The following is a 24448-nucleotide window of genomic DNA, read 5'->3' as shown; positions in this document are numbered from 1 at the left end:
GATAACTGCAAACATCAATTCTGTGACCAACCTTCGGCATAGAGCTGTTGGCACAAGAGGCCAACGCGCATCGTGATGATGGTGTTCTCACCATCCTCGATCAGTGCAGAGCGGGCATCGCGGAAGATCTTTTCAATCGGGTATTCACGTGAAGTGCCCGCGCCACCGAACAGCTGCAGCGCCTCGCTGGCAACCTTCATGCACTCTTCGGTGACCGTCACCTTTGCTGAAGCTGTCGCGTAGGGGTGCGCGCACGGCGACAAACGCGCATAGGCCAGTGACCGCCGTGCGACGCCGCGCGCCAGTTCGACGCGTCGCATCATGTCGCCCAGGCGGTAGCGTGTGAGCTGATGGTCGATCAGCAATTGGCCGCCCTGTTTACGTTCATGGCAATACTGCAAAGCCATTTCGAAGGCCGAGCGGGCGACGCCGGTGAACACCTGCGACATGTGCGTACCGGCGTAGGACCAGGCCGAGGATTGGTTGCCGTAATATTGATCTTTCAGGGCGACGGCAAAGCGGCGTGGTATTTTCACGTTGCTGAAATAGATTTCACCCTGTGGCAGGGCGCGTTGACCGATTTTGTCCAGCGGCTTGCCGCGTGAAATACCGGGCAGGTCGAGCGGGATGATCACAGCTACGCCGTGGGGTCGGCCATCGGCATCGAAGTAGCCGTCACCATAGTCAGCGGTCATGTGAGCCAGCGCGACTTGCGCCACGGCACCGTTTGAAACCCAGGCCGAACATTGGCCATTGATAACGATCTCGTCCTTGCCGACTTTGGCGCAGAGGCTGCCCTTGTTGCCTTCCTGCCCGGGCGGCCATTCGCGCTTCATGTCGTAGATCATCAGATCGCTGCCTTTGTCCGGATGAGTAACCATCCAGCAGCCGATCTTGCCCGCGCAGAGCTCTACGAGCTCCTGATTACCGGCGGCCATGGCCATCTGCAAGGGAGCACCGCAGACAACCAGTGAAATCCCCAGGCCGGCATCGCCCCAGCCCATTTCCTCGCCGATCAGTGACTCAAGACGAACAGCGGTCTGGGGTTCGAACTGAGAGAAGAAAGTTGGCTCGATACCGAGCTTGGCGGCCTCTTGAAACACCGACCAGAATGGCGAACCTGGTGCGCACACGTCGGCGGCACTCATTTTGTCGAGCTCCCGGCCGATGGGACGTAGTACGTGCTTGGCAAACTGATGCACCGTCTGCTGTATGGCGCGCTCTTCTTCAGTCAGCGGCGTTTCAAAGCCAGTCAGACCGACGGCAGGCAATCGCAGGGTTTCGTGCAATGTGATCATTGTGAAGGCCTCACCTGGAGTTGTGATCGATCTGCCTCGCACTTATGCGAGCGGCGGAAATTCGGTTGATTATTGTTCCTCCCGGCATCGACAACTCACCTGAAAAGCGGTCATATTTGTCAAAATATGCTCATCCCGAGATGCCCATGAATCCGCAACAACAGGTCCATGAAACACTGGGATTGCCCTTGCTGGGCGGCTTGGTGTGCAGTGAAATCCCCTTGTATGCGGAGCGCTACTTCCTGCATAAAACTGATCTATCCGTCCCGCCAGTTGACTTCATGGCCCTGTTGACCCAGTTCGGTGGCTCGCGGGCGGATGAGGGAGCAGGGGGCGAGTTGCGCTCAACATCGATGCCCCGCTTGTCAATGCTGCTGCCTGCAGGTTGTGCCACTCAATGGCACTATTCCGGCAGCATTGATTTCGCGGTTTTTTATTTGCCCGAGCGCACTGATGGCGTGTTTCGACAATTGCGTGAGATATGCGCTGGCGCGCAGGCACCATTGCCCGTCAGTGATGGTTTGGTGAGCGTAGCGGCCCGGCAATTGATGGATGAGCTAAGTCTTGGGAAAGGGGCTGATCAGGGGTTCATGGCAAGGTTGGCCATGGTCATGCTTGAGCAGGTGTATCGTGCGCTACGAGTTGACGCGAGCAGAGGTATTTATCCGCCGCATATTCATCTGGCGCGCCTGCATACAGTACTGGTCTTCATTCGCGAGAATCTTGGGCAGGAACTCTCGATCAGCACGCTGGCTGGCCAGGCGGGTGTCAGCCCGGCTCATTTCCGACGGCTGTTCCAGCGCGCCATGGGTATGCCGCCCCATCGCTATGTGATGAATCTACGACTGGAACATGCACGTGATCTGCTCATGCAGACCGATCTGCCTATTTTGCATGTGGCACTGGAGTGTGGTTTCAGCTCTCAGAGCCACCTGACTGCAGCGTTCAAGGTTGCGCACGCCAGTACGCCGGCCGAATACAGAGCCCTGGCTGGAAGGTAACGGATGCTTTGGCGTGGCGAGCAGGTCACTCCACCGAAAGTACGCAAGCGGCTTGCGTTGGATTGCACCGGGGTTCAAACCCCCGGACTATTCCATGGTAGTGTTCGACCGTTTGGAACTGTATCCAGCGACCTTCAGACGCTCCTTGGGTAAGCGTCTCTCAACCACCAGGGTCTGAAAGAAATGGATTGCATAGAGCCCCAACTGATCCTCAAAACGACACCGCCGCGCAGTCAGAAATCAGCACGGATGCGAAACCGCCTGGGTATCCATACCCAGGAACTGACAGACAAAGTGGTGATCGCCGTTCAAGCGCCGGCAGGCTTCGGCAAAACCTTTCTGCTGACCCAATGGCGCCGTGAATGTTTGTCTCACGGCGCCGTGGTGGCCTGGATGACGCTGGATGCACAGGATGATGGTGCTCGTTTTGTCCAGGGGCTGGGAGCTGCCATGGCAATTGGTAGCGGTCGGCCGTCGTTTGCCCGCGCATTCGAGCCTATTGCGGGACTGGGGCGTGACGAACAGGAAGGGCTGACGCAGTGGTTGGCGGAAGTGGCTGATCTGGGTAGCGAAACCGTATTGATTCTGGATGAAGTGGATACCCTGCCCGAGCTGACGATCCGTTACTCCCTGACGTACCTGTTGCACAACGCGCCGGCCAATTTGCGCATCATCATGGCCTCTCGCACACGGTTGAATCTGCAGGTGGCGGACCTCGTGGCAAGAGGGCTTTTCACGACGATCATGACTGCGGCTTTACGACTGAATGTGGAAGAGGCGATCGCCATCCTCAATGACCGTTTCGGCACAAGGGTTGATGCCGACCTCTGCGTGCGACTGCACGAGATAACCGAAGGCTGGCCGCTTGGCCTGCAATTAGCGATTTCGGCGTTGGAGAAGAGCCCGAATCGGAGTGCGGCAGTCGAAGAGTTGTCGACTTGTCTGGGTGATATCCAGCGTTATTTCGTCGACAGTTTGCTCGCACATCTTCGGGAGGAGCAGGTTCGCTTTCTGACCGGCATTGCATTGTTGGAAATGGTCCAGCCCTTGTTATGCGAGGCGCTGACGGGCAACTGTCGCTCGGGTGAATTGCTGAAGGAGTTATGTGCCTCGACACCGATTTTTGTTGAAAGTATCGACAGTGACTGGGTGCGCATCCATCCATTGGCGCGGGAATTTCTGCTCGGCCGTTTTGCCGACTTACAGTTGGAGGAACGTCAGGGTTATCACCGGCGCGGCGCTGTGTGGCTGGAGCACCACGGTTTCCTGGAGCAGGCCGCCCGGCAATATCTGTTGGCCGGCATGCCTCAACCGGCCTATACGTTGATCGGCAAATGCCTGTACGAAGTCATGTTGCAAGGGCAGTTCAGCCGGGTGCTGGAGTGGGTCGAGGAGCTTGGCCCCGCTGACGTGTTGTCGCATCCACGCATCTGCCTGGCGGCGGCCTGGACATTAGCATTGGGAGAGCGTCAGGCAGAAGCGGCGCAATTGATTGCTGCTATCAAGCAGCATCCGTCCGCCGACGAGGCGACACGTTGTGAAGCGGCCGCCATCGCCGCCGCAGCCGCCTACTTTGCGGACCATCCGGATCAATCGCATGAACTCATCATGCCTTGGGTCGATCGATTGCCTTCATTCTCAATCAAGGTGCAAGCCATTGTCGCGAGCCAGATCGCCCGGCTGACGCTATTGCAGGGACAACCGGAGAAAGCCCGACGAATCCTTCAGCGAGCACCGCGTTACGCGGGTAATCCTGGCCTTGATGCCATTCGCGGGTATGGCGAGTGGGTGGTCGGTCTTGCTTATTTATACGAGGGCCGAATGGTGTCGGCGCGCACGGCGTTGCACGACAGCCTGTTGCATGCCGAACGGGACATCGGTCGGCGCAGTCCGGTGGCGGTCATTTTAGCGAGCGCTCTGGCGACGGTGTTGCTGGAACAGGGGGAAATTCAGGAATCCGCTACGGTGCTGGCGAACAGGCTGGATATCGTTGAACGATTGGCGTCCCCCGATGCCATCGTGCAGGGTTTTCTCGCCGCCGCTCGGCTGGCTTCAATCCAGGGGCAGGGGCATCGCGGGCAGGATCTGCTTGAGGCGTTATTCGCCCTTGGAGAAGAGCGAAATATTCCACGATTTTGCATTGCCTCCCTGGGAGAACAAATACGCCTGCATGCCTTGCAGGGACGCAGCGATACCTGTCAGGCATTATGGCGACGGCTGGACAGTTTTACGCCGGTTATTGCCCGTGAGCGAGCAGGGTTGCTGGGGCCGGAGCTGGACTTGCTGGCCGGGGTAGCCAACGCTTATGCCTTACTGGCCCAACGTGATTGGGAGGCTATGCTGGCGGTGCTGGACAAGGTTAGCGAAACAGCCGAATACCTGCGTCGTGGGCGAGACATCGTGCAGATCAAGCTGCTCAGGGCACTGGCACTCAGGGCGACCGGGCAGGGCGGCACTGACTATTTGCTGGAGGCTGTCAGCCTCGCGCAAGAAAACGGTATGTTACGCGTGGTGCAGGACACCCATCCGGACCTGATCAAATGGGAGCAGACGCTCCAGCGCGATACCGTCGATTTGCTCGCGGCGACCTCTACGCCCGCACCTGTTGCGCGACCGGAATCCACCCCATTGAGCGTGTCCCCAAGTCGTCTTTTGACGCCCAAGGAACGCGAGGTATTGCAGTTATTGGCTCGCAACCTGTCCAACAAGCAAATCGCCCTGGCGCTGAATGTCGGCGAGGAAACCGTGAAGTGGCACCTGAAAAACCTGTTTGGAAAATTCCAGGCCGGTACAAGACAGCATGTTGTCGCGCGTGCATACATGCTGGGAATTCTCGAGACGGCGGGCTAATGCGAGCCCACCACCCGAGGTGATCCGTTCGGATCATCCTTCAATCCCCCCCCCGTCCCCCAAAAAAATCGATTTCCAGCCGCCCCCCCAGTCAATGGGGGGGTTCGCTTTTCGACTTCGCAATAGTCTGACCCCCACAAAAGCGCCAACGTATCGACGAGTGGGAGCAGGTTCATGTCTGAAAGAGTGCTGATCGCCGGTGCAGGAATGGTGCCGTTTCTACCGCTGGGTGGCTCTGACAGTCATGCGGCGTTGGCGGGGCAAGCCATTCGCGTGGCGCTGGCCGATGCGCGGATCGACTATGACCTGGTCGACCAGGTGTTTACTTCCTGCGTACACGGTGAAGCCGGTATCGCCGAGCAGATGTTGTCGCAGATTGGCTACTCGGGCGTGCCGATTTTCAGCCTCGGCGATGGCTGTGGGTCGGCCAGTAGTGCTTTCCAGTTGGCCCGCAATAGCCTGCTGTGCGGTCAGGCTGAATGTGTCCTGTTGGTTGGCGTCGAGTGCATTCCGGCACGCATTTCCCATCATGAGTTTTTCGGTTTGAAAGATCTCGCTCGCGATGAGTCGGCAAAGGTCAGGCAGGGTGAGAACCCCATCGGCTTTATCGAGCGTCGACAACAACCGGCGCTGCTGTTCGCTGCCCAAACCAGCTGGTTATTGACACGCATGGGCATTGCTCAAAGCAGCTTCGATCAAGTGCTTGAGCGGGCACGGGTCCAGGCCGGGCTCAATCCCTACGCCGTGTTGAACCGCGTGCCGGATCGCGACGGCTGGCTCCCGCCTTATCTGTGCCCGCCAGCCTGCGGTGCGGCGGCCATCCTGCTCTGTACCCCAGCCTTCGCCCTGCGCTTCGGCGCTCGGGCGGACGTCACCGTGCTGGCCAGTGCCAGGGGCAGTGACAGCGCTTCAGAGCAGGAATCGGGTTGCGTGCTGGATGTGCTCGGACAGGCGACCACCCGGCGAGTCGCACAACTGGCCTATCAGCAGGCGGGCCTCGGTGCGGAAGACATCGACGTGGTTGAACTGCACGACCAAAGCGTCGGCGACTTCATGATCAATAGCGCCGCGCTGGGCTTTTGCCGGGATGACGAGATCGATCGATTCGTGCAGCAAGGACACCGCCTGAAAGGACAGATGAATGCGGTGTGCCCATCGGGTGGCTTGCTGGGACGTGGTCACGCCCCGGGTGCCACCGGGTTGGCGCAATTGGTCGAGTTGGTCTGGCAACTGCGCGACATGGCCGACGGCAGGCAAATTGCTGGTGCCCGCACGGCTTTACAACATAGCACCGCCCTGGGCCGGGCGGTGTCGGTCACCCTTTTGCAGCGCACCTGAGAGGAGGCTCATTACGCCGTGATTCACCCCATGACTTTTCGTAAACCATAGAGCAGGTGGCAAGCTAGATGAACAAAAATAATAAGATCTGCCATGCAAACCTTCGCAAAGGGTTGTTGGCCTCCGCCATTCTCACCGGCCTGGGCATCGCGCCCGTGGGGGCTGTGGAGATCAACACGGGGAATGAAGACTTTGCGGTTCGCTTCGACAACACGCTGAAGTTCAACTACGCCCAGCGCGTGGAAGCCCCCAATAGTAAGTTGGCCAATTCATGGAACAACAATGACGGGGATCGCAACTTCTCCTCCGGCAGTCCCGTTGCTCAGCGACTGGATGTGCTGTCCGAACTGGACGTGGTTTACAAAGAAAAAGTCGGTTTCCGTGTCAGCGCCAACACCTGGTACGACCACGCCTACGACGATATTGGCAGCGATAACGCCTCGACCAATCAGCTCAACAACGGTAAGCCGGACTCTCGTCATCAAAGCGGTTACGCCGATCGGTATTACAACGGTCCTTCTTCGGAAATCCTTGATGCCTTCGTGTTTGGCAGCACTGAAGTCGGCGATGAATCACTGCTCAGCGGCAAGCTCGGCAAGCACACCGTTTACTGGGGCGAAAGCATCCTCGCCTTTGCCCATGGCAACAGTTATGGCCAGTCCGGCCTGGATATCTCCAAGTCGCTGGCGGTCCCGGGAACAGAAGCCAAAGAACTGTTCATTCCGCGTAATCAGTTGTCCACCAGCCTCACGGTCAACCCGGAACTGACTCTCGCCGCGCAGTACTTCCTGGACTGGGACGCCGCGCGGTTGCCGGAATCGGGCACTTATCTGGGGTTCAACGACGGCATTCAAAATGGCGGGCACAACCTGTCGTTGATCGGCGGCCGAAACCCGCTGTTCGGCACACCTGGCCCACTGGGGGCCAACCAGTTTTTACGGCTGTCCAACGGGCATACGTTTACCCCGGACAACCAGGGTGACTTCGGCCTGATGGCCAAGTGGAGCCCGGAATGGCTGCAGGGTACGCTGGGTTTCTACTACCGCAAAACCTCCGACATTCTGCCGAACCTGGTGTTGCAGCCAACGGCGGTCGGCCCTGCGCAACTGATCTCCGGCAATGCCGGCAGCTACAACCAGTTCTATGTCGACGACATCGATATCTACGGCATCAGCCTGTCGAAAAGCATCGAAGGTGTCAGCGTCGGTCTCGACCTGAACTATCGCCACAACATGCCGCTGGCCAGCGTGCCGGCAACGGTCAATCCGGCAGCCGGTGCTGCCGGTTTGCCGGGCTTCATCAGCAGCTTTGATGGTGACAACGGCGTGGCCCGAGGCAACACCGTGCACGCGGTGCTCAACGGCTTGACCACTTTCGGTGCGACACCGGTCTGGGACAGCTCGACCTTGCTGGTTGAACTCGGCTACAGCCGCTGGCTGGACGTCACCGAGAACAAGCAGCTGTTCAAAGGCGAAGACTGGTATCGCGGTGTCGACAAGGTCACTAAGGACAACTACGTCCTGGGCGTCAACTTCAACCCGACCTGGTATCAGGTGTTCCCCGGCATCGATATGTACCTGCCGGCCAACTACAGCGTCGGCCTTGCGGGCAACTCGTCGGTTCAGCTCGGAGGTAACAAGGACTCCGGCAGCTACTCGGTGGGTGTTGGCATGGACGTGCACAACCAGTACCGGTTTGACCTGAAGTACGTGGACAACTTTGGTCCGTTCGACACCTGCGGCTCAGCCGGTGGTGCAGGTGCACAGGGCGAGGGTGCCGCACCAGGGGCCAACGGCCAATACAACTGCGTACCGGGGCAGACCACTGCTTTCGGCGGTACTCAGCCTCAGCTCAAGGATCGGGGCATGGTCACTTTTACCTTCAAAACGACCATTTGATCGAAGTCTTTGCTTGATAGCAGGAGTCATTCCATGAAATTCGTCAACACGCTTTTGTTCACTGCATTGACCGTTGCCATCGCGAGTACGGCACACGCAGCCGTGGCCCCCGATGAAGCGGCCAGACTCGGCAACAGCCTGACAGGCGTCGGCGCTGAAAAGGCCGGCAATGCCGACAACACCATTCCGTCCTACACCGGCGGTCTCACCACGGCGCCGGCCAGTTTTCAACCGGGCAGTTCGTTCCGTCCGGACCCTTATGAGGCCGACAAGCCACGCGTCGTCGTCGATGGCAAAAACGTCAGTCAATACACCGACAAACTGACCGCGACCACGCAAGAACTGCTCAAGCGTTACCCGACGTTCCGGGTCGATGTGTTTCCGACCCATCGCAGCGTTGCGCTGCCTCAACGGTTGCTGGATAACACCGCAAAAAATGCCGTCGGCACCAAAACACTCGAAGGCGGAGTAGCGCTGGAAAACGCGTTGCCGGGCGTTCCGTTCCCGATCCCGAAAGATGGCTATGAGGCCATGTGGAACCACCTGCTGCGTTATCAGGGTTATGCCACCAATATCAAATATGACTCCTGGAACGTCGACAGTTCCGGGAGGGCAATTCTGGCCACGACCGGTAATGGCTATCTGGAGTACCCGCTGTACGATCCGAAGCGTACGGAACCGGCGAAAGAGACGGATCTGTTCTTCAAGACCAAACTCTATTACCAGGCCCCGGCCCGTCGCGCAGGCGAAGCCATCCTGGTGCAGGATGCCGTCAACCCTCTGAAAATGGAGCGTCGTGGTTGGCAATACCTGCCAGGTCAGCGTCGCGTGAAACTCGCCCCGGATATCGCCTACGACACGCCAAACCCTGGCTCGGCCGGTGCTTCGACCTATGACGATGCCTGGGTATTCAACGGCGCCATGGACCGTTACGACTTCAAACTCGTCGGCAAGAAGGAAATGATCGTTCCTTACAACACCTACAAGTTGAACTATCACAAGGACGCTGCGGATATCACCACGCCACATCACGTCAATCCGGACCTGATGCGCTGGGAGTTGCACCGCGTGTGGGTGGTCGAAGCCACGCTGAAACCGGGCAAACGCCACATCTACAGCAAGCGCACCTTCTACCTCGACGAAGACAGCTGGATCGCCCTGGCTTCGGATGAATATGACGCCAGCGGCAAGCTGTACCGCGGATCCTTTGCACACCTGGCATACAGCTATGACGTGCAGGCGCCGAACTCCGATAACCACATGATTTATGACCTGGTCTCTGGCAGCTACAACATCACCGGCATCTACGGGCCGTACGGCGGCGTCAAGTACATCGACCCGCTTTCGAAAGCGCAGTGGGCACCTGAGTCATTGGCCGGCACGGGTATTCGCTGAGCCATAACGCAGGGGTTTTTTTGTCGCCGACAGTGTGTACCGCACTGTTCGGCGGTTTTTTTTGCCGAGTAGATCTCATGAATACATTTAGATGGATTGCGCTCACTGCGCTAATTGTGGCGTTGGCTGCCCCATTCACCAGAGCCGTAGTCGCCGCCGAATTTGTCGACGTGCTGTCGAGCCCCGCGATTCAGAGTGAAAAGGCGATCAGCGGGATGTTCACCGGGTTGACCAGTGCAGGTAAGCGCCTGGTCGCCGTGGGCCAACGCGGCCATATTTTTTATTCCGATGATGACGGTGGCCGCTGGCACCAGGCACAAGTGCCGGTGAGTTCCGATCTGGTGGCCGTGCAGTTTCCGAGCCCGACGCAAGGGTGGGCGGTCGGGCACGACGGCATTGTGTTGCACAGCGACAACAGTGGTGAAACCTGGACGCGTCAGCTCGATGGCCGTCAGATGGGGCAGATCATGCTCGAACATATTCAGAGGCAAGAAGGGCAACAGCCCGATGATGCGTTATTGGCCGAGGTTCAACGAATGGTCGATGAAGGGGCTGACAAACCTTTTCTGGACGTTTGGTTCGCTAATGATAAAACCGGATATATCGTCGGCGCGTTCAATCTGATTTTCCGCACCGAAGACGGCGGCCGGAGCTGGGTTCCGTTGATGGATCGCACCGACAATCCGGGGGCGCTGAATTTCTACGGGATGCGTGCAATCGGTGATGACCTGTTCATTGTCGGCGAGCAAGGCCTGGTATTGAAACTGGACCCGGCAACGCAACGCTTCATCAACATCCCGACGCCCTACAGCGGCAGCTATTTCGGCATCACCGGCAAGCCGGGCTCGGTGCTCGTTTATGGCCTGCGGGGCAATGTTTATCGCAGCGTCGATCACGGCGTGAACTGGGACAAGGTTGAGCTGGGTCTGTCCTCAAGCATCACCGCGAGCACGATCACCGCCGACGGCCGAATCATCCTGGTCAGCCAGGCCGGGCATGTGCTCGTCAGCACCGACGACGGAGCCAGTTTCACGCTAAAGCCACAAGACCGCCTGGGGCCCGCCGCTGCGGCGCAGGCCATCGCATCAGGCGTCGTGGTGGTCGCAGGCGCACGGGGCTTGCGCCAGTTGCCCTTCGAATGAGCCCACCCCACAAAATAAAAAGAGACGAGCCACTTCATGGGTAACTACAACCTCGATACGATGCCGGTGATCCGAGAGCTGAAGGGCTTCGATGCACGCTCCGGCAATGTCCTTGAACGCCTGATTTTCAACAATCGCCTGCTGGTGGTACTGACCTGCCTTATCGTGACGGTAGTGCTGAGCTATTTCGCGGCCACTCGGCTGACGCTCAATGCCAGCTTCGAAAAGATGATTCCGCAGAGTCAGCCGTACATCAAAAACTACCTTGAGAATCGCCAGTCGTTACGCGGGCTGGGCAATACGGTTCGGGTGGTGGTGGAAAACACCGACGGTGATATCTACGACCCGAAATACCTGGAGGTGCTCAAGCAGGTTAATGACACCTTGTTCCTGACCCCAGGCGTGGACCGGGCCTGGATAAAGTCATTGTGGACGCCTGCCGTGCGCTGGACCGAGGTCACGGAGGAGGGCTTCCGTGGTGGCCCGGTCATGCCGGACTCCTACGACGGCTCGGCCAGTGGCGTCGAGCAATTGCGCTTGAACATTACCCGTTCCGGAATCATCGGCAGTCTCGTCGGCAATAATTTCAAATCGAGCATGATTGTGGTGCCGCTGCTGGAGAAGGATCCGGTCACGGGCGCCGCACTCGACTATCACCATTTTTCGCGGATGCTTGAAGAGCAGCTACGCAACAAGTTTGAGTTTGCCGGCAGCAGCGCGGTACACATCGCCGGTGAAGAGGGCAAAGGCCCGATCAAGATCCGCGTGATCGGTTTCGCCAAATTGGTGGGCGATCTGATCGATGGCCTGATGCTGATCATGATGTACTTCGGCGCCGCAGCGCTGATCGCCACTGCCATCATCTTTGGTTTTACCCGTTGCGTGCGCAGCACCGCGCTGGTGATTCTGTGCTCGGTGGTTGCGGTGGTCTGGCAACTGGGCCTGATCTCCTTGTTCGGTTACGTACTCGACCCGTTTTCGATTCTGGTGCCGTTTCTGGTGTTCGCCATCGGCGTGTCCCACGGTGCGCAAAAAATGAACGGGATCATGCAGGACGTCGGACGCGGCACCCATCAGTTGATCGCCGCGCGTTACACCTTCCGCCGTCTGTTCCTGGCCGGACTGACCGCATTGCTGGCCGATGCCGTGGGTTTTGCGGTACTGATGCTGATCGACATTCCGGTGATCCAGGACCTGGCCGTCACCGCGAGCATTGGTGTGGCGGTCTTGATCTTTACCAACCTGGTGTTGCTGCCAGTGCTGCTGTCTTATTGGGGTGTCAGTCCCAAGGCGGCGGCGCGCAGTTTGCGTCAGGAAAGTCAGGAGCTGAAAGGGAAAGGGCTGGGCAATTTGTGGAGCCTGCTTGACCGCTTTACCGAGCGTCGCTGGGCGACGGTGGCGGTGGTGGTGGCCGGATTGCTGGCGGCAGGTGGCTTCATGGTCAGCACGCATTTGAAGATTGGCGATCTCGATCCGGGCGCACCCGAACTGCGCGCCGACTCACGTTACAACCGCGACAACGCTTACATCACTGCCAACTATTCGCTGTCCAGCGACCAGTTTGCGGTCATGGTCAAAACCGCCAGCGAAGGTTGTCTGAAGTACGAAACCCTGGTGGAAGCCGATCGTCTCGGCTGGCTGCTGCAACAGCAACCGGGCGTGCAGACTACCGTGTCGCTGGTCAACGCTGTGCGCCAGATCACGGCGGGTTCCTATGAAGGCAACCCGAAAATGCTGACCGTCGCGCGCAACCAGAACGTGCTGAACTACGGCGCGCAACAGGCCTCGGTGAACAACCCGGAACTGTTCGACAGTGATTGTTCGATGATGCCGGTGATCGCATATCTCTCCGACCACAAGGCCGAAACCCTCGATCACGTCGTGAAAGTGGCCGATCAGTTCGCCCGTGAACACAGTAACGACGATCGGCAGTTCATGCTCGCCGCCGGTAGCGCCGGGATCGAAGCGGCGACCAATATCGTCGTGCGCGACGCCAATCGCACCATGTTGTTCTATGTGTATGGCGCGGTGATCGTGCTGTGCTTCATCACCTTCCGCAGTTGGCGGGCGGTGGTGGTGGCGGTCGTGCCGTTGATGCTGACGTCGATTCTCTGCGAGGCGTTGATGGTCTGGCTGGGCATGGGCGTGAAGGTCGCGACCTTGCCGGTGATTGCCTTGGGTGTCGGCATCGGTGTCGATTACGCGCTGTACCTGCTCAGCGTTCAATTGGCTCAGCAGCGTGCCGGTCTGTCGTTGACCGAAGCCTACAAAAACTCCGTTGCATTCACCGGCAAAGTGGTGGCGCTGGTCGGCATCACCCTGGCGGCGGGCGTGATCACCTGGGCTTGGTCGCCGATCAAGTTCCAGGCCGACATGGGCATCCTGCTTACCTTCATGTTCATCTGGAACATGGTCGGCGCCCTGGTGCTGATCCCTGCACTGTCGCATTTCTTGCTCCGTCGTGCGCCTTGAAACGGCTGCTTGCATGATTTTTCCGCTCGGCTACCTGTGAGTCTCTGCCGCTTCTGAAACGTCGACATGAAACAAGAATAAAAGGAACACAAAACCATGCTGGGCTTGATGCAAGATCAACCGCTGTTGATTTCTTCCGTTCTGGAACATGCGCTGAAGGCGCATCCGCACACTGAAATTGCCTCACGCACGGCAGATGGAGCGGTGCATCACTGCACTTACGCCGACATCGGCGAACGCGCTAAACAAGTGGCCAATGCGCTGGTTGCGTTGGGCGTGCAACCTGGCGAGCGAATCGGCACCCTGGCCTGGAACGGTTACCGGCACATGGAACTGTATTTCGGTGTGTCGGGCATGGGCGCGGTACTGCATACGATCAACCCACGGCTGTTCGCCGAGCAGATCGAGTTCATCGCCAACCACGCCGAGGATCAGTACCTGCTTTTCGACCTGTCCTTCGCTGAGCTGGTCGAGCAGATCGCGCCGCGCCTGAAGACAGTCAAAGCGTTCATCGCTTTGTGTGACCGGGAGCAAATGCCGACAATCGATGTGCCTGGTTTGATGTGCTACGAAGATCTGATCGCCGAGCACAGCAATGACTTCATCTGGCCTGAGTTCGATGAGCGCACGGCGTCGTCCATGTGCTACACCTCGGGCACCACTGGCAATCCCAAGGGTGTGCTGTATTCGCACCGTTCTTCGATCCTGCATTCGCTGGCGCTGTGTACCTCGGATGGCTTCGGTCTATCGGCGGCGGATTCAGCGTTGTTGGTCGTGCCGATGTTCCACGTCAATGCCTGGGGCATGCCGTATGCCGCCGCAATGTGTGGCGCCAAATTGGTGTTGCCGGGTGCCGCACTTGACGGCGAGAGCCTCTACACGCTGATGCGGGATGAACAGGTGACCCTGGCGCTGGGTGTGCCGACGGTGTGGATGATGCTGCAACAGCATGTTGAGGCGCAGGCTTTGCAACCGGCGACAGAGCTGTGCCTGAACCGGGTGGTGATCGGCGGTGCCGCCGCGCCGCGCAGCCAGGTCGATACGTTTGAAAGCCGTTTCAATGCGCGTGTTTTGCATGCCTGGGGGATGACCGAGATGTCCCCGCTGGGCACCATCTGCAATCCGTTGCCCAAACACCGTGATGCTCCGCTGGAAGCAGTGCTCGACTTGCAGGCCAAACAAGGGCGGGCGTTGTTTGGGGTGTCGATGAAGATTGTCGACGAGCAAGGCGCTGAACTACCGCGAGACGGCAAGGCTAGCGGTCTTCTACTAGTCAAGGGACCGTGGATCGCCAGCCAGTATTACGGCGGCGAGGGAGGGCAGATTCTTGATAGCGAGGGCTGGCTCGATACCGGTGACATCGCAACGATCGACACTGACGGCTACATGCAGATCACCGACCGCGCCAAGGACATTATCAAGTCGGGTGGCGAGTGGATTTCCTCGATTGATCTGGAAAACGCTGCCGTCAGTCATCCGGCCGTCGCCGAAGCGGCGGTGATTGGCATCCCTCATCCCAAGTGGCAGGAACGGCCGTTGTTGGTGGTGGTGCTCAAACCTGGTAAAACCGCGAGCAAAGACGATCTGCTGAAGGTACTGCAAAGCCGCGTGGCGAAGTGGTGGCTGCCGGACGGTGTGGCCTTCGTCGAAGCGCTGCCGCATACCGCCACCGGCAAATTGCAAAAGATGAAGCTTCGCGAACAGTTTCGCGACTTCAGATTTCAGAGCTGAAAGGCTATTTATCCAGGGGCACGATCAGCGGGCCGGCGAAGGCCTGCATGATCAACGCCACGGGTTGCCGGTGGCTGACCAGTTGGGCCATGGCGTTCATGTAGGGCGTCAGGTGACGGAAGTATTTCTTGTAGCTCGGACACAGGTAGTTCAGGCCCGGCTCGCCGTTGGGCGCATTCATGAAGCGGTTTTTCGGGCATTCGCCATGGCAGGCGAAGCGGTAATCGCACTGCTGGCAATACGTCGGCAGTGTCTCTTCCTTGGCGGCGCCAAAGGCTTGTTGCGCAGCAGAGGCGAGTAGCACGGCAGGATCATCGGTCTTCAGGTTGCCCAGCAGATACTCGGGATACATGTAGTGATCGCAGGAGTAGACATTGCCGTCGTGCTCCACGATCGCCGCTTTGCCGCAGCGCGGGCTGAACAGGCACACCGAGGCCGGCAGCTGACACCATGAGGCCAGTGCCCATTCGAAGTTCATGACATGCACCTCTCCGACATCCTGGCGCACCCACTCGTCAAAAATCGTGATGAGAAAATCGCCATAGGCCTCGGGGGCAACCGTTTGCTCCGTCACCTTCGCGGGCTCCGGTACTACGTGCAAGCGCAATTCTGGCGGGATAGCGAAATGCAGACCCAGACTGACCTGTGAGGCGCTGGGCTCGCGTTCCACCACGGGGTTGAACTGAATATGACGAACGCCTTCAGACTTGAGGAATCGATAGATTTCCAAGGGGAATCTGGCGACATCGCGCGCCACGGTAACCAACACATTGAAGTCGACGCCATGCTGCTTGAGCAGTTCCAGACCGCGCATCACGTCATCGAAACTGGAGCGTCCGCGCTTGTCGGGGCGATAGAGGTCGTGGACGAATCGCGGGCCATCGAGGCTGATCCCCACCATGAAGCGTTCACGGGCGAGGAATGCGCACCAGTCGTCACTGAGTAACGTGCCATTGGTCTGCAACGTGTTGCGAATGACTTTGTTCCCCGCGAACTGGCGTTGATACAGGACCGCGCGTTGGAAAAAATCCAACCCCAGCAACGTCGGTTCGCCGCCTTGCCAGGTAAATTCGACTTCAGGCGTGGGCTGGGCCTCGATGTAGCGCTGCACATACAGACGCAGCACCTCGTCGGTCATGCTGAAGCGTTCCCTGGGCGGGTAAAGCTGTTCTTTTTCGAGATAGAAACAGTAACTGCAATCGAGGTTGCAGATCGGCCCGACGGGTTTGGCCATGAGATGCAAGCCCTGGGGCGGGGTTTCGTGGGTAGGCATGGGGGCAGGGTCCGGGAGTAATCAATCTGCCGCCCGGTTGTCCGGGCGGCATTGAGGGTCAAGGCAAATACGTCACGTGTACATCCTTGACCTTGCCATTGAATGCGAAGGGCGCACGCTCGAAATAGTCCAGGGTGACGGGGGAACCGAGGTCTTGAGCGACGTCGAAGGTTTCGCTGGCGGTGAACGTCAGTGCCGGAGTGAACGGTGTCACCCCTTTGGCGGCTTCCTGCCCGTCAAGTCGCAAGCTCAGATTGGCCGGCGCTCCGGGCTTGGCTGACGACAGGGTCGTCAGCACTTCGATACTGACTTTGCCTGCGGGTACTCGTTCGGTCGAACGCAGTTTGACTCGAGAGATAGCCAGCGCGTTGTACTCGTAGATCAGGAAACCGTCATCCATGTACAGGCTGACCCCGCCACCGATACCGCCCAAGGCATACAACACGCCGGTGGCGTTAGCTGGAACGTCGGCGTCGACGACAACTTTGCTGTTCTGATTACGCAGGTTGGGGGCAGCAAATTCCGGAAAGCGATGGATGCGATCACTGAAATGCCATTCGCGTTGGCTGCTGGAGATTCGTGCAGTCGGATCGAGGAAGGGGTAGAGACCGGCACCAATCGGAAAGACATGGTTAGCCTTGGCCTGTAGGTCAAACTCCGCCTTCAGCTCCGCAAGTTTTTCCGGATGACTCGCGGCTACATCGTTGGCCTGGGAGTAGTCGTTTTGCAGGTTGTAGAGCGACCATTGATCATTCGCCGGATTCCAGCCCATGAACTGCGCAAAACCTTGCACCCAGGGTTTGCGCGGGCCAAAAACCGAGGCCATCCAGCCATCCTTGTAGATGCCACGACTGCCTAGGACTTCGAAGTATTGCGCCGGTTTTTTCGACTTCACCTGAGCGTCGTTGAAGGTGTAGCGCAGGCTGATGCCATCCATTGGGTCCTGAGCGATACCGTTAACCTCTTTGGGTGGCGTGATCGACAGCACGTCGTAGACAGTCGGGGCAATGTCGTTGACATGGTGGAATTGTGCGCGAACTCTGGCGTCGGCCTTGATCTGTTTCGGCCAGGAAACGGCCAGCGGCGTACGCGTACCGCCGAAGTAGCCGGCGACCAGTTTAGTGCCTACGAATGGCCCTGAACCTGCCCAGGCCCACGCGGCGTTGTACATGCTTTCAAGTTTTGGGCCGCCGAGTGCGGACAAGCCGCCATACATCTCGTTGAGGACTTTCAACTGCTGCTCTTTGGGAACTGGAATTCCATTTTGGGCCAACAACTCATTAATCGTGCCCTCCATTCCCTCGGAAGAAGCGCCGTTGTCGCTGAAGACATAAAAGATCAGCGTGTTGTCGCGCTTACCTTCACGCTCCAGTTCGTCGAGGATCTTGCCGGCCTGCGTGTCGGCATGTTCCAGGAAACCGGCATACACCTCCATCAACCGCGCCTGATACTGTTTCTGTTCGGAAGACAAGCTGTCCCAGGCTGGGAGTTCCGCCGGGCGTGGGGTAAGGACGGCGTCCTGCGGGATAAAGCCCAGAGCTTTCTGGCGAGCGAACGTCTGCTCACGATAGGCGTCCCAACCACCGTCGAACTTGCCTTTGTATTTATCGGCCCATTGCGCATTCACCTGGTGCGGGCCATGCACGGCACCCGGTGTCCAATACATGAAAAATGGTTTTGCCGGCGCGTAGGTCTGATGGTCTTGCAACCAGTTTACGGCCTGATTGGCGAGATCTTCGCTGAGGTGATATTTCGGATCTCGCGCCGGTTCGATTGGCGTTGTGTCGCGGTACAGACGCGGTTCGTACTGAGAGGTTTCGCCGGCCAGGAAACCGTAGAAATGTTCAAAACCGTAGGCCGTCGGCCATGTATCGAAAGGACCGGCCGCCGTGGTGTCCAGGGGTGGTGTGTTATGCCATTTGCCGAACGCGGCGGTGCTGTAGCCATATTGCTTGAGCACCTCGGCCATGGTCGCCGAGCTTTTGGGTATCTTGCCGGTGTAGCCATCCCAGTCAGTGGCCAGTTCTGCGATGACGCCGTTGCCAACTCGGTGATGGTTGCGTCCGGTAAGCAAAGCGGCGCGAGTTGCGGAGCTGATCGCAGCGGTATGAAAAGCGTTGTAGCGCACACCGCTGTCGGCGACTCGACTCAGGGTCGGCGTATGGACTGCGCCGCCGACGGTGTCGGACTGCGCGAAGCCGGCGTCATCGAGCATGATCACCAGAATATTGGGGGCCTCGGCAGGAAGCTGAGATTGATGCTGACGTTTCTGGTGCTTGGATTCTTGCAGCGTCGGTTTGGCGTCACTGGCCGAAGGCGTCGGCGGGAAGGGCAGTGAGTCTTGTGCGGATGCGACCGAGCTGGCCAACAGTGCGCAGAGTTTCAGGGTGAAACGTCCGGCGGGTTGCAGCTTCTGGGACATGGGTGTCTCCGTTTTTTATTCATTACAACGGCGCAGCCGCCCGGTCGAACACCGGACGGCCGAGAGATTGGAGGGCTGGTCAGACCGCAAAGCTGGTGATGTCTTTGGGCTCGATATCATTGGCTTTGCAGAACGCCAGGTAACGATCCACGCTGGATTTCCAGTTCTCGATGGCCACGACGTTGTTGTTATCGTCGTAATACAGCAGGTCGCCCTGGGTGATGTTCAAGGTGATCAGTTCATCGCCATATTCAGTCAGCACGATCGGCGTATGGCTGGAACCTGCGGTTTCGAACACCACGCCGCCCGGTTTTGAGATCCAGTCGTGCTCCAGGTATTTCCAACCACCCTTGACGGTGTAAACGATGACCGTGCCGGAGTGATGGTGCTTGGGCAGAGAAGACCCGGCCGGGGCCTTGAGCAGGGTGATGGTCTCCCCGCGAACCGGGTCGCATTTGATGTATTTGATGAAGATTTCGTCGCTGTAAGGTGCGAACGGAACCCACGGCAGGTCCTCGTCGTTGATGGAGGAGGTGTCGATGTTTTCATAAAACATGCTTGTTGTTCTCTGTTGGACGGTGGAAGGATTTACACGGTGCGTCAAGAGCATCGTGAACAGGCCGTGCTCACACCGCCCCCCTCTTGAGGAGGGGGATCCATCCAATGGCGTTGAATCGCGGCATGCGGAGTGCCGTGCAAATAACGCCAGAACAACAACATCTACGGTTTGCGGCCACCGCCGGCCTTTGGGTCATCACAGCGGACGGTCAAGGCCTCTGCGAAACCCTGACGCCCCGGTTCAGCGGCGGCGCGCCAGCGCCGTCCGCTGCAACCGGTCGTTAGGTGTTCAATTGATTTTAACGATCGCGGGTGGACTCCACGTGCCTTTGCCAGGAGGCAGGACGGAAGGGGTTTCCGTCTTCGGCCAATACAGGCGCATTACCATGTAGATCAGATCATTCGGTGCGGGCAGCCAGTTGCTTTCCTTGTCCGCGCCGGGTGAGTCCTTCTGGACATAGAGCGTCAACGAGCCGTCTGCATTTTTCTTCATGTCAGGTAGCATCGGCGAGTTGATGAGGTAGCGATTGATAGGATTCTTGATCAGCAGTTGCGACTTGCCGTCGTACATGGTCACCGACCAGAAGGCATTGACCGGCGGGAGCTGTCCAGCGGGAAAGGTGATGGTGTAGTTGTGTTTGCTACCGTCAAGCGGCGTACCATCGGACAGGATCTTGGCCATCGGATACGTGGCCTCTTCGGCGTCGTTGGCGTAGATGCCCGCTTGTGCGATGGCGGCACGCTTTAGCCAATCACCATTGTAGAACGCAGCATCACCGCCGGAACTCACAATGTTCCAGCCATTGACCTGCGTGCCGAGATGATTGACCGCATTCTGGACCTTCGTATGCCCAGCCTGCATGCCCTCAACCACAGCGGCCTTTTGCTCGGCGGAGAGATCCTGGAAGTTGAAGTCCTTGCCGGCACCAATGCCCATACGGGCCAGCTTCGCGCGGATCGCCACTTCATCCGGTGTGGCCGGGGCAAACTGCAAGGCAAAGCCCAGGTACTTGAAGAAGTCGGTCTTCGCCATGGCCTTGTCGAACTTCGGAAAGTTGATCGCCGGCGCGGCAGGCGGCGCGGGCTGCTTGAGATAAGCCGATAACGGCCGGGCCGCATAACCAGACTGGATCTTTTCGACGTTTGGCATGTCCGCCGGATTGAAGAGCTGGGTGCGAAAGATCACGAAGAGGAGTTGTGTATTGGAACGAAACACCTTCTTGATCCCTGGCGGGGTCACGCCCTTCCAGTCTGGGCCGACCAGCATGTAATCGCCGGCTTCGCTGCCGGTGGTACGGCTGCCGATGTAACCGAAGTTGTTGGTGTTGTTATCGATGAGCTGCACCGAGTAGTACCGCGGTTTCTCCACCGTCGGTACCGATAGCACGACCGGCTCGCTACGCAGGTCCATGAACATCAAGGAATACGGCGTGTCGCTGTTCGGCGAGACGATGGCCGTGTCCTTGTAGCTAAAGACATTGTGCATGCTGTGAATGTGGTTGAACGGCGCCTTGTACTGGCCGGAGTTCTTGTCCACGGCATAGTCGTACATGGTCGCGTAGTTCATCACGATAGGCAGACCGTAGATGTAGCCTTCCTCGGCGATGGCTTTCGTTTCGGCGGGAGTGATGTCCGCTGCTTGGGCGTGCGTAAATCCAAAGGACGCGAGCAATACCATCGCACAGCCAAATGTTCTCGGTAGTGTGGTTATCATGAACTTGAAACTCCATTTTTCGTATTAGATGGGTTTAACTGCTAATCAGGTGATATTCAATGTCGCGTTTGTTCACGAATTGATATCTCATAACGCTCCTTGTCTTGCTGTAAGTCTTTGTTTTTTTCTGAAACTGGTCGACGCGAGCGCGACGCTGACCGAGGAGAAACACGACGGATGACAAGCTCAGACTGCTCGGTCAGTATAAGCAGAAAATCAAACAACGCTGCTGACATGACAGCAACTTGTCCTCTGATGCTAAAAGTAAATCTTGCGGATAGTTTCACTTAGGAAAGAGTAGCGTGTACGCCACCCGAAAGCCCCAACCGTGTGCACCCTCTTCAGGACTGTCCGCCCAGTATCGCGGCCCCACCTGAAGGCTCATGGGCTGCTTGCCGACTTTGAACAATTGCGTCACGAACAGGTTGATCGGCACATTCCACTCCCTGGCTTCCCAGTCGTAAGTGGATTCTGTATTAATGCCCAAACTGGTGTACGACGCTGTGGTGTAGACCAGAAAGGGTTGCAGATACGTCTGATTGACCTTCTCCTTGTCATTGGCCGGGTTGTTGTCCAGCGACCAGATGTGGTTCGCCAGAATACCGGTCGTCCAGCCGTTGGCCTGCTTCAATGCCACCGCTGTCGGTCCAATCCCCCATTGTTCGCTACTCAGTAGCTCATCACTGCCGGTCGGTAACAACAACGCGGGACCTGCGCCCCAGATCCAGCCGCCCTCGGTGGGCTTTTTGGGAGAGAAAAAGAAGCTTTGCGAGGTGTCGCCCACTCCGCTTTTATCGGCGATGCCCCCCGGTGCCAGTCCATGCTGATCAATGATCGGGAGGATCGTGCGAGAGATCAGATTCCAATCGTCATTAAGTGTGAAGGGTAATACCGGCTGGATATTGGTGACACTCTGGATTCCATCGCCGGAGGGCCCCATTTTCTGATTCCAGTTGTATTGGATGGGCAAGCTGTACAGTGCCGCGACTGGATTCAATGACTGTTTAGCCAGCTCCGCCTGATCGTCAGCCTGACTGGAAACGGATATACCGAAAACCGAAAGTAAGAGCAAAAGCCGTTCAATGCGCTTGTACATGTCGAAATCCTTGAATGCGGATCGCCGCGGGCTCCTCGATTATCAACGGGAGCCTGCCAACGACAAGCAGAAGTTACTTGAATACCTCAATTTCAGTGGGCCGTAATTAACTGAAGCACAGCGATCAGCCCCCCATTCTGTTGTTGACACGTCTTGTTTTATGCTGAGGTTACTTACTTTACAAGTTTAACTTCCCCACTCAGTCAAGTATTTGTCGGGTCTAGGTAGGAGAGGCGTAAAGTTTACCGTTGCAGTGATGACTACATGAGTAGCCTCTGCCTCTCGCTGGTCATGCCTCTAATGGCCATTTGGCAATTTTGCTTTTTTTTGCCGGTGGGAGGTTTTGCAGGAGCGAGCTTGCTCGCGATGGTCGTTAACGAAATCGCGTGTTTACAGAATAAACGCAGCGCTCTTGAGTCCATCACGAGCAAGCTCGCTCCTACAAAATTTGTTAAGAAGGCAGGTACGGTGTTTTACGAATCCGAACAGTCAGCCTTAACTGCCTTGCGGCTCAACGCGGGCATCATTGCCTGAGCCCTGGATATACACCTTCGAGCCTTTAGTCAGGGACGGATTGATCGGTTGGGTCACCGATACCAGCACGCCACTGTTGACCCGCACGATGATCTGTTGCGCCTCGACCGGTTGGTCATACTTTTTCTTCTCGGCGTAGTTACCGCCAGCAGCACCGGCGAGCGCGCCGGCAACCATGGCGACGTCACGCCCGGTGCCGCCCCCGATCAAGCTGCCAACCGCCAGGCCGCCAAGGCCACCGAGTACGGCGCCGACACCACTGTCGTGGTTGGTTTGCATCTGCGTCAGCGATATCTGCTCGATCTTCCCTGAGCGAATCTCGATTTCACCGGCGCCGCCATCGGTTGACCCGACGGCGGAGCAGGCACTTATCAGCACCGTCATCAACGTGACTGACAGCCAGGACAGGATTACTTTCATTGCGGTGCACCTCGTTATTGGTATTTGATTGCAATGCCTTTCAGCTGCGTCCTTGAATCGTTTCTATGTCCCGGCTCCACAGAGGACCTGTGACATAGGCCGTGACGGGTTGAATCCGGTCGTAAACGACAACCACGGCGTCTGCGCCAGGTTTGGCGCCTTCTTCACGCAGTTTTTGTTCGACCTGGGTGATCGGCGGGGCAGGGGCGACCGAGGCATCGATCAGGATCTCGCCCAACCGCACATGGGGTCTTGTCGGTTCTGTGCCTAGCACCTGGACTTCGCTAGGCAAGGTCGGCGCGGAATGTTCGACCCCGACGTATGCGGTTGTCTGTGCGTCTACCGATGCGCAGGCGCTTAACACAAGCACACTGGTAACGAGAGCCGCAAAGAGTAACGGCCGCTGCAATCCTGAGAGTCGAAGCGATGAAGAGGAAGACATGTCAGCAGCCTCTGCTGGACGTGTATTGAGCCAACGTCTGTTGGCAGTTCAATCAAGGCTTAACTGCGAATGAACGCCCAGAGATCGACGTTCAACTTGTCGATCGCCGCTTTGAAGTCCTGGGCGGTGATCTTCTGGCTTTCGTTTTCCAGCGTTGTACCAAACACCTTGCGTACAACCTTGGCTACCGTCTGGTTGGTTCTCGCATCGATAATCTCGGCCTCGATGAACAAAGTGCTGTCCTGATCACGGTGGCCGGTGGCGGCCTGTGTTGCTCCGACCACGGCGGCGATCGGCACCACTTCGTACCATTTCATCCCTTCGTTTTCGGCATTCACCCCGGTGATCGCCGCACGCATCAGCAGGGTGTTGGAACCCACCGGCGCGGCGCTGGTATTGGAAACCACACGGTATTTCTGACCCAGGGTGCCTTTGACCTTACTGGTCATGTAGTTCTGGATGTCGGTCAGCGTTTGCTGGTTGACCCGCTCATCGGGCTTGGGCGCGGGATAGAGCTCCAGCTTGTTGAACACCACCGTGTCATAGGCATTCGGGCTCCACGACGGACTGACCCAACGCATTGTTGTGCCGCCGCTTGCCGTTTTGACTTCCTGCAAGTTGTTGTAGTTGGACAGGTAGCCCGAGTATTGCTCGGCTTCAGTGACTTTCGATACGCAGCCGGTCAATAACAAGCTGCTCAGTGCGGCACCCGTTATCCATTTGTGCGAGAAGTTCATATAACGGTACTCCTTGAGGGATGTGTTCCTGAATGTCTTTTATTCAAGGTCAGACCCTGTGGCCTCAGCCCTTTCGGAATAGGGCCCACTGGATCTCAGCCTGAGCAATCGAACGACTGCTTGCCAA

Annotated in this window: 16 protein-coding genes and 1 pseudogene; 8 read left to right on the top strand and 9 right to left on the bottom strand. The window is 57.8% G+C overall.

The window, feature by feature from the left end:
• Positions 1-14 precede the first annotated feature (14 nt).
• Complete coding sequence (locus tag AC3IT6_RS18920; protein ID WP_489351938.1) at positions 15-1298, bottom strand: acyl-CoA dehydrogenase family protein; 1284 nt, start codon at positions 1296-1298, stop codon at positions 15-17.
• A gap of 146 nt (positions 1299-1444) precedes the next feature.
• On the opposite strand from AC3IT6_RS18920, the gene AC3IT6_RS18915 reads away from it, so the two are divergent.
• The 8 genes from AC3IT6_RS18915 to AC3IT6_RS18880 all read left to right on the top strand — a co-directional run bounded on the left by AC3IT6_RS18915 (position 1445) and on the right by AC3IT6_RS18880 (position 15125).
• Complete coding sequence (locus AC3IT6_RS18915) at positions 1445-2299, top strand: helix-turn-helix domain-containing protein (protein ID WP_489351936.1); 855 nt, start codon at positions 1445-1447, stop codon at positions 2297-2299.
• 183 nt (positions 2300-2482) lie between these two features.
• Entirely contained in the window at positions 2483-5149 is a 2667-nt protein-coding gene (locus tag AC3IT6_RS18910) for a winged helix-turn-helix domain-containing protein (RefSeq protein WP_489351934.1), read from the top strand.
• A gap of 174 nt (positions 5150-5323) precedes the next feature.
• Positions 5324-6487, top strand: coding sequence for a thiolase C-terminal domain-containing protein (locus AC3IT6_RS18905; RefSeq protein ID WP_489351932.1), 1164 nt, complete (start codon positions 5324-5326; stop codon positions 6485-6487).
• Between the two features lie 68 nt (positions 6488-6555).
• Positions 6556-8385, top strand: a complete 1830-nt coding sequence (locus AC3IT6_RS18900) for a DUF1302 domain-containing protein (protein WP_489351930.1) — start codon at positions 6556-6558, stop codon at positions 8383-8385.
• 33 nt (positions 8386-8418) lie between these two features.
• Positions 8419-9780 (top strand): DUF1329 domain-containing protein, encoded by a 1362-nt coding sequence (locus AC3IT6_RS18895; RefSeq protein WP_489351928.1) that lies wholly within the window; start codon positions 8419-8421, stop codon positions 9778-9780.
• Positions 9781-9857: 77 nt separating this feature from the next.
• Positions 9858-10922, top strand: coding sequence for a WD40/YVTN/BNR-like repeat-containing protein (locus AC3IT6_RS18890; RefSeq protein ID WP_489356616.1), 1065 nt, complete (start codon positions 9858-9860; stop codon positions 10920-10922).
• Positions 10923-10958: 36 nt separating this feature from the next.
• Positions 10959-13394 (top strand): efflux RND transporter permease subunit, encoded by a 2436-nt coding sequence (locus AC3IT6_RS18885; RefSeq protein WP_489351926.1) that lies wholly within the window; start codon positions 10959-10961, stop codon positions 13392-13394.
• Positions 13395-13490: 96 nt separating this feature from the next.
• Positions 13491-15125 carry a 3-(methylthio)propionyl-CoA ligase gene (locus tag AC3IT6_RS18880; protein ID WP_489351924.1) on the top strand — a complete coding sequence of 545 codons (1635 nt, stop codon included), beginning with the start codon at positions 13491-13493 and terminating at the stop codon, positions 15123-15125.
• A gap of 4 nt (positions 15126-15129) precedes the next feature.
• On the opposite strand, the gene AC3IT6_RS18875 is transcribed toward AC3IT6_RS18880, so the two are convergent.
• The 8 genes and pseudogenes from AC3IT6_RS18875 to AC3IT6_RS18840 all read right to left on the bottom strand — a co-directional run bounded on the left by AC3IT6_RS18875 (position 15130) and on the right by AC3IT6_RS18840 (position 24321).
• The gene (locus tag AC3IT6_RS18875) at positions 15130-16398 is read right to left on the bottom strand and encodes an anaerobic sulfatase maturase (protein WP_489351922.1); all 1269 of its coding nucleotides are present in this window, start codon (positions 16396-16398) and stop codon (positions 15130-15132) included.
• Positions 16399-16456: 58 nt separating this feature from the next.
• A complete protein-coding gene (locus AC3IT6_RS18870) occupies positions 16457-18820 on the bottom strand; it encodes an arylsulfatase (protein WP_489351920.1) in 2364 nt (787 codons plus the stop codon).
• A 79-nt stretch (positions 18821-18899) separates the two neighbouring features.
• The gene (locus AC3IT6_RS18865) at positions 18900-19376 is read right to left on the bottom strand and encodes a 2,4'-dihydroxyacetophenone dioxygenase family protein (protein ID WP_489351918.1); all 477 of its coding nucleotides are present in this window, start codon (positions 19374-19376) and stop codon (positions 18900-18902) included.
• A gap of 291 nt (positions 19377-19667) precedes the next feature.
• Complete coding sequence (locus AC3IT6_RS18860) at positions 19668-21056, bottom strand: DUF1254 domain-containing protein (protein WP_489356614.1); 1389 nt, start codon at positions 21054-21056, stop codon at positions 19668-19670.
• A gap of 319 nt (positions 21057-21375) precedes the next feature.
• The gene (locus tag AC3IT6_RS18855) at positions 21376-22188 is read right to left on the bottom strand and encodes a transporter (RefSeq protein WP_489351916.1); all 813 of its coding nucleotides are present in this window, start codon (positions 22186-22188) and stop codon (positions 21376-21378) included.
• A 495-nt stretch (positions 22189-22683) separates the two neighbouring features.
• Positions 22684-23142 carry a glycine zipper 2TM domain-containing protein gene (locus AC3IT6_RS18850; RefSeq protein WP_489351914.1) on the bottom strand — a complete coding sequence of 153 codons (459 nt, stop codon included), beginning with the start codon at positions 23140-23142 and terminating at the stop codon, positions 22684-22686.
• Positions 23143-23156: 14 nt separating this feature from the next.
• A pseudogene (locus AC3IT6_RS18845) lies at positions 23157-23584 on the bottom strand (hypothetical protein).
• Positions 23585-23643: 59 nt separating this feature from the next.
• Entirely contained in the window at positions 23644-24321 is a 678-nt protein-coding gene (locus tag AC3IT6_RS18840) for a DUF3313 domain-containing protein (RefSeq protein ID WP_489351912.1), read from the bottom strand.
• Positions 24322-24448 lie beyond the last annotated feature (127 nt).

The organism is Pseudomonas sp. KH_017 (assembly GCF_057840285.1).
The sequence above is the reverse complement of the archived record's forward strand: the minus strand, read 5'-3'. Positions and strand labels throughout refer to the sequence as shown.

Coding starts and splice junctions, on each gene's coding strand:
- AC3IT6_RS18865 (WP_489351918.1), bottom strand. CDS start 19,376: ATGTTTTATGAAAACATCGACACCTCCTCCATCAACGACGAGGACCTG.
- AC3IT6_RS18870 (WP_489351920.1), bottom strand. CDS start 18,820: ATGTCCCAGAAGCTGCAACCCGCCGGACGTTTCACCCTGAAACTCTGC.
- AC3IT6_RS18915 (WP_489351936.1), top strand. CDS start 1,445: ATGAATCCGCAACAACAGGTCCATGAAACACTGGGATTGCCCTTGCTG.
- AC3IT6_RS18850 (WP_489351914.1), bottom strand. CDS start 23,142: ATGAAAGTAATCCTGTCCTGGCTGTCAGTCACGTTGATGACGGTGCTG.
- AC3IT6_RS18860 (WP_489356614.1), bottom strand. CDS start 21,056: ATGGTATTGCTCGCGTCCTTTGGATTTACGCACGCCCAAGCAGCGGAC.
- AC3IT6_RS18920 (WP_489351938.1), bottom strand. CDS start 1,298: ATGATCACATTGCACGAAACCCTGCGATTGCCTGCCGTCGGTCTGACT.
- AC3IT6_RS18880 (WP_489351924.1), top strand. CDS start 13,491: ATGCTGGGCTTGATGCAAGATCAACCGCTGTTGATTTCTTCCGTTCTG.
- AC3IT6_RS18895 (WP_489351928.1), top strand. CDS start 8,419: ATGAAATTCGTCAACACGCTTTTGTTCACTGCATTGACCGTTGCCATC.
- AC3IT6_RS18910 (WP_489351934.1), top strand. CDS start 2,483: ATGGATTGCATAGAGCCCCAACTGATCCTCAAAACGACACCGCCGCGC.
- AC3IT6_RS18875 (WP_489351922.1), bottom strand. CDS start 16,398: ATGCCTACCCACGAAACCCCGCCCCAGGGCTTGCATCTCATGGCCAAA.
- AC3IT6_RS18855 (WP_489351916.1), bottom strand. CDS start 22,188: ATGTACAAGCGCATTGAACGGCTTTTGCTCTTACTTTCGGTTTTCGGT.
- AC3IT6_RS18840 (WP_489351912.1), bottom strand. CDS start 24,321: ATGAACTTCTCGCACAAATGGATAACGGGTGCCGCACTGAGCAGCTTG.
- AC3IT6_RS18890 (WP_489356616.1), top strand. CDS start 9,858: ATGAATACATTTAGATGGATTGCGCTCACTGCGCTAATTGTGGCGTTG.
- AC3IT6_RS18905 (WP_489351932.1), top strand. CDS start 5,324: ATGTCTGAAAGAGTGCTGATCGCCGGTGCAGGAATGGTGCCGTTTCTA.
- AC3IT6_RS18885 (WP_489351926.1), top strand. CDS start 10,959: ATGGGTAACTACAACCTCGATACGATGCCGGTGATCCGAGAGCTGAAG.
- AC3IT6_RS18900 (WP_489351930.1), top strand. CDS start 6,556: ATGAACAAAAATAATAAGATCTGCCATGCAAACCTTCGCAAAGGGTTG.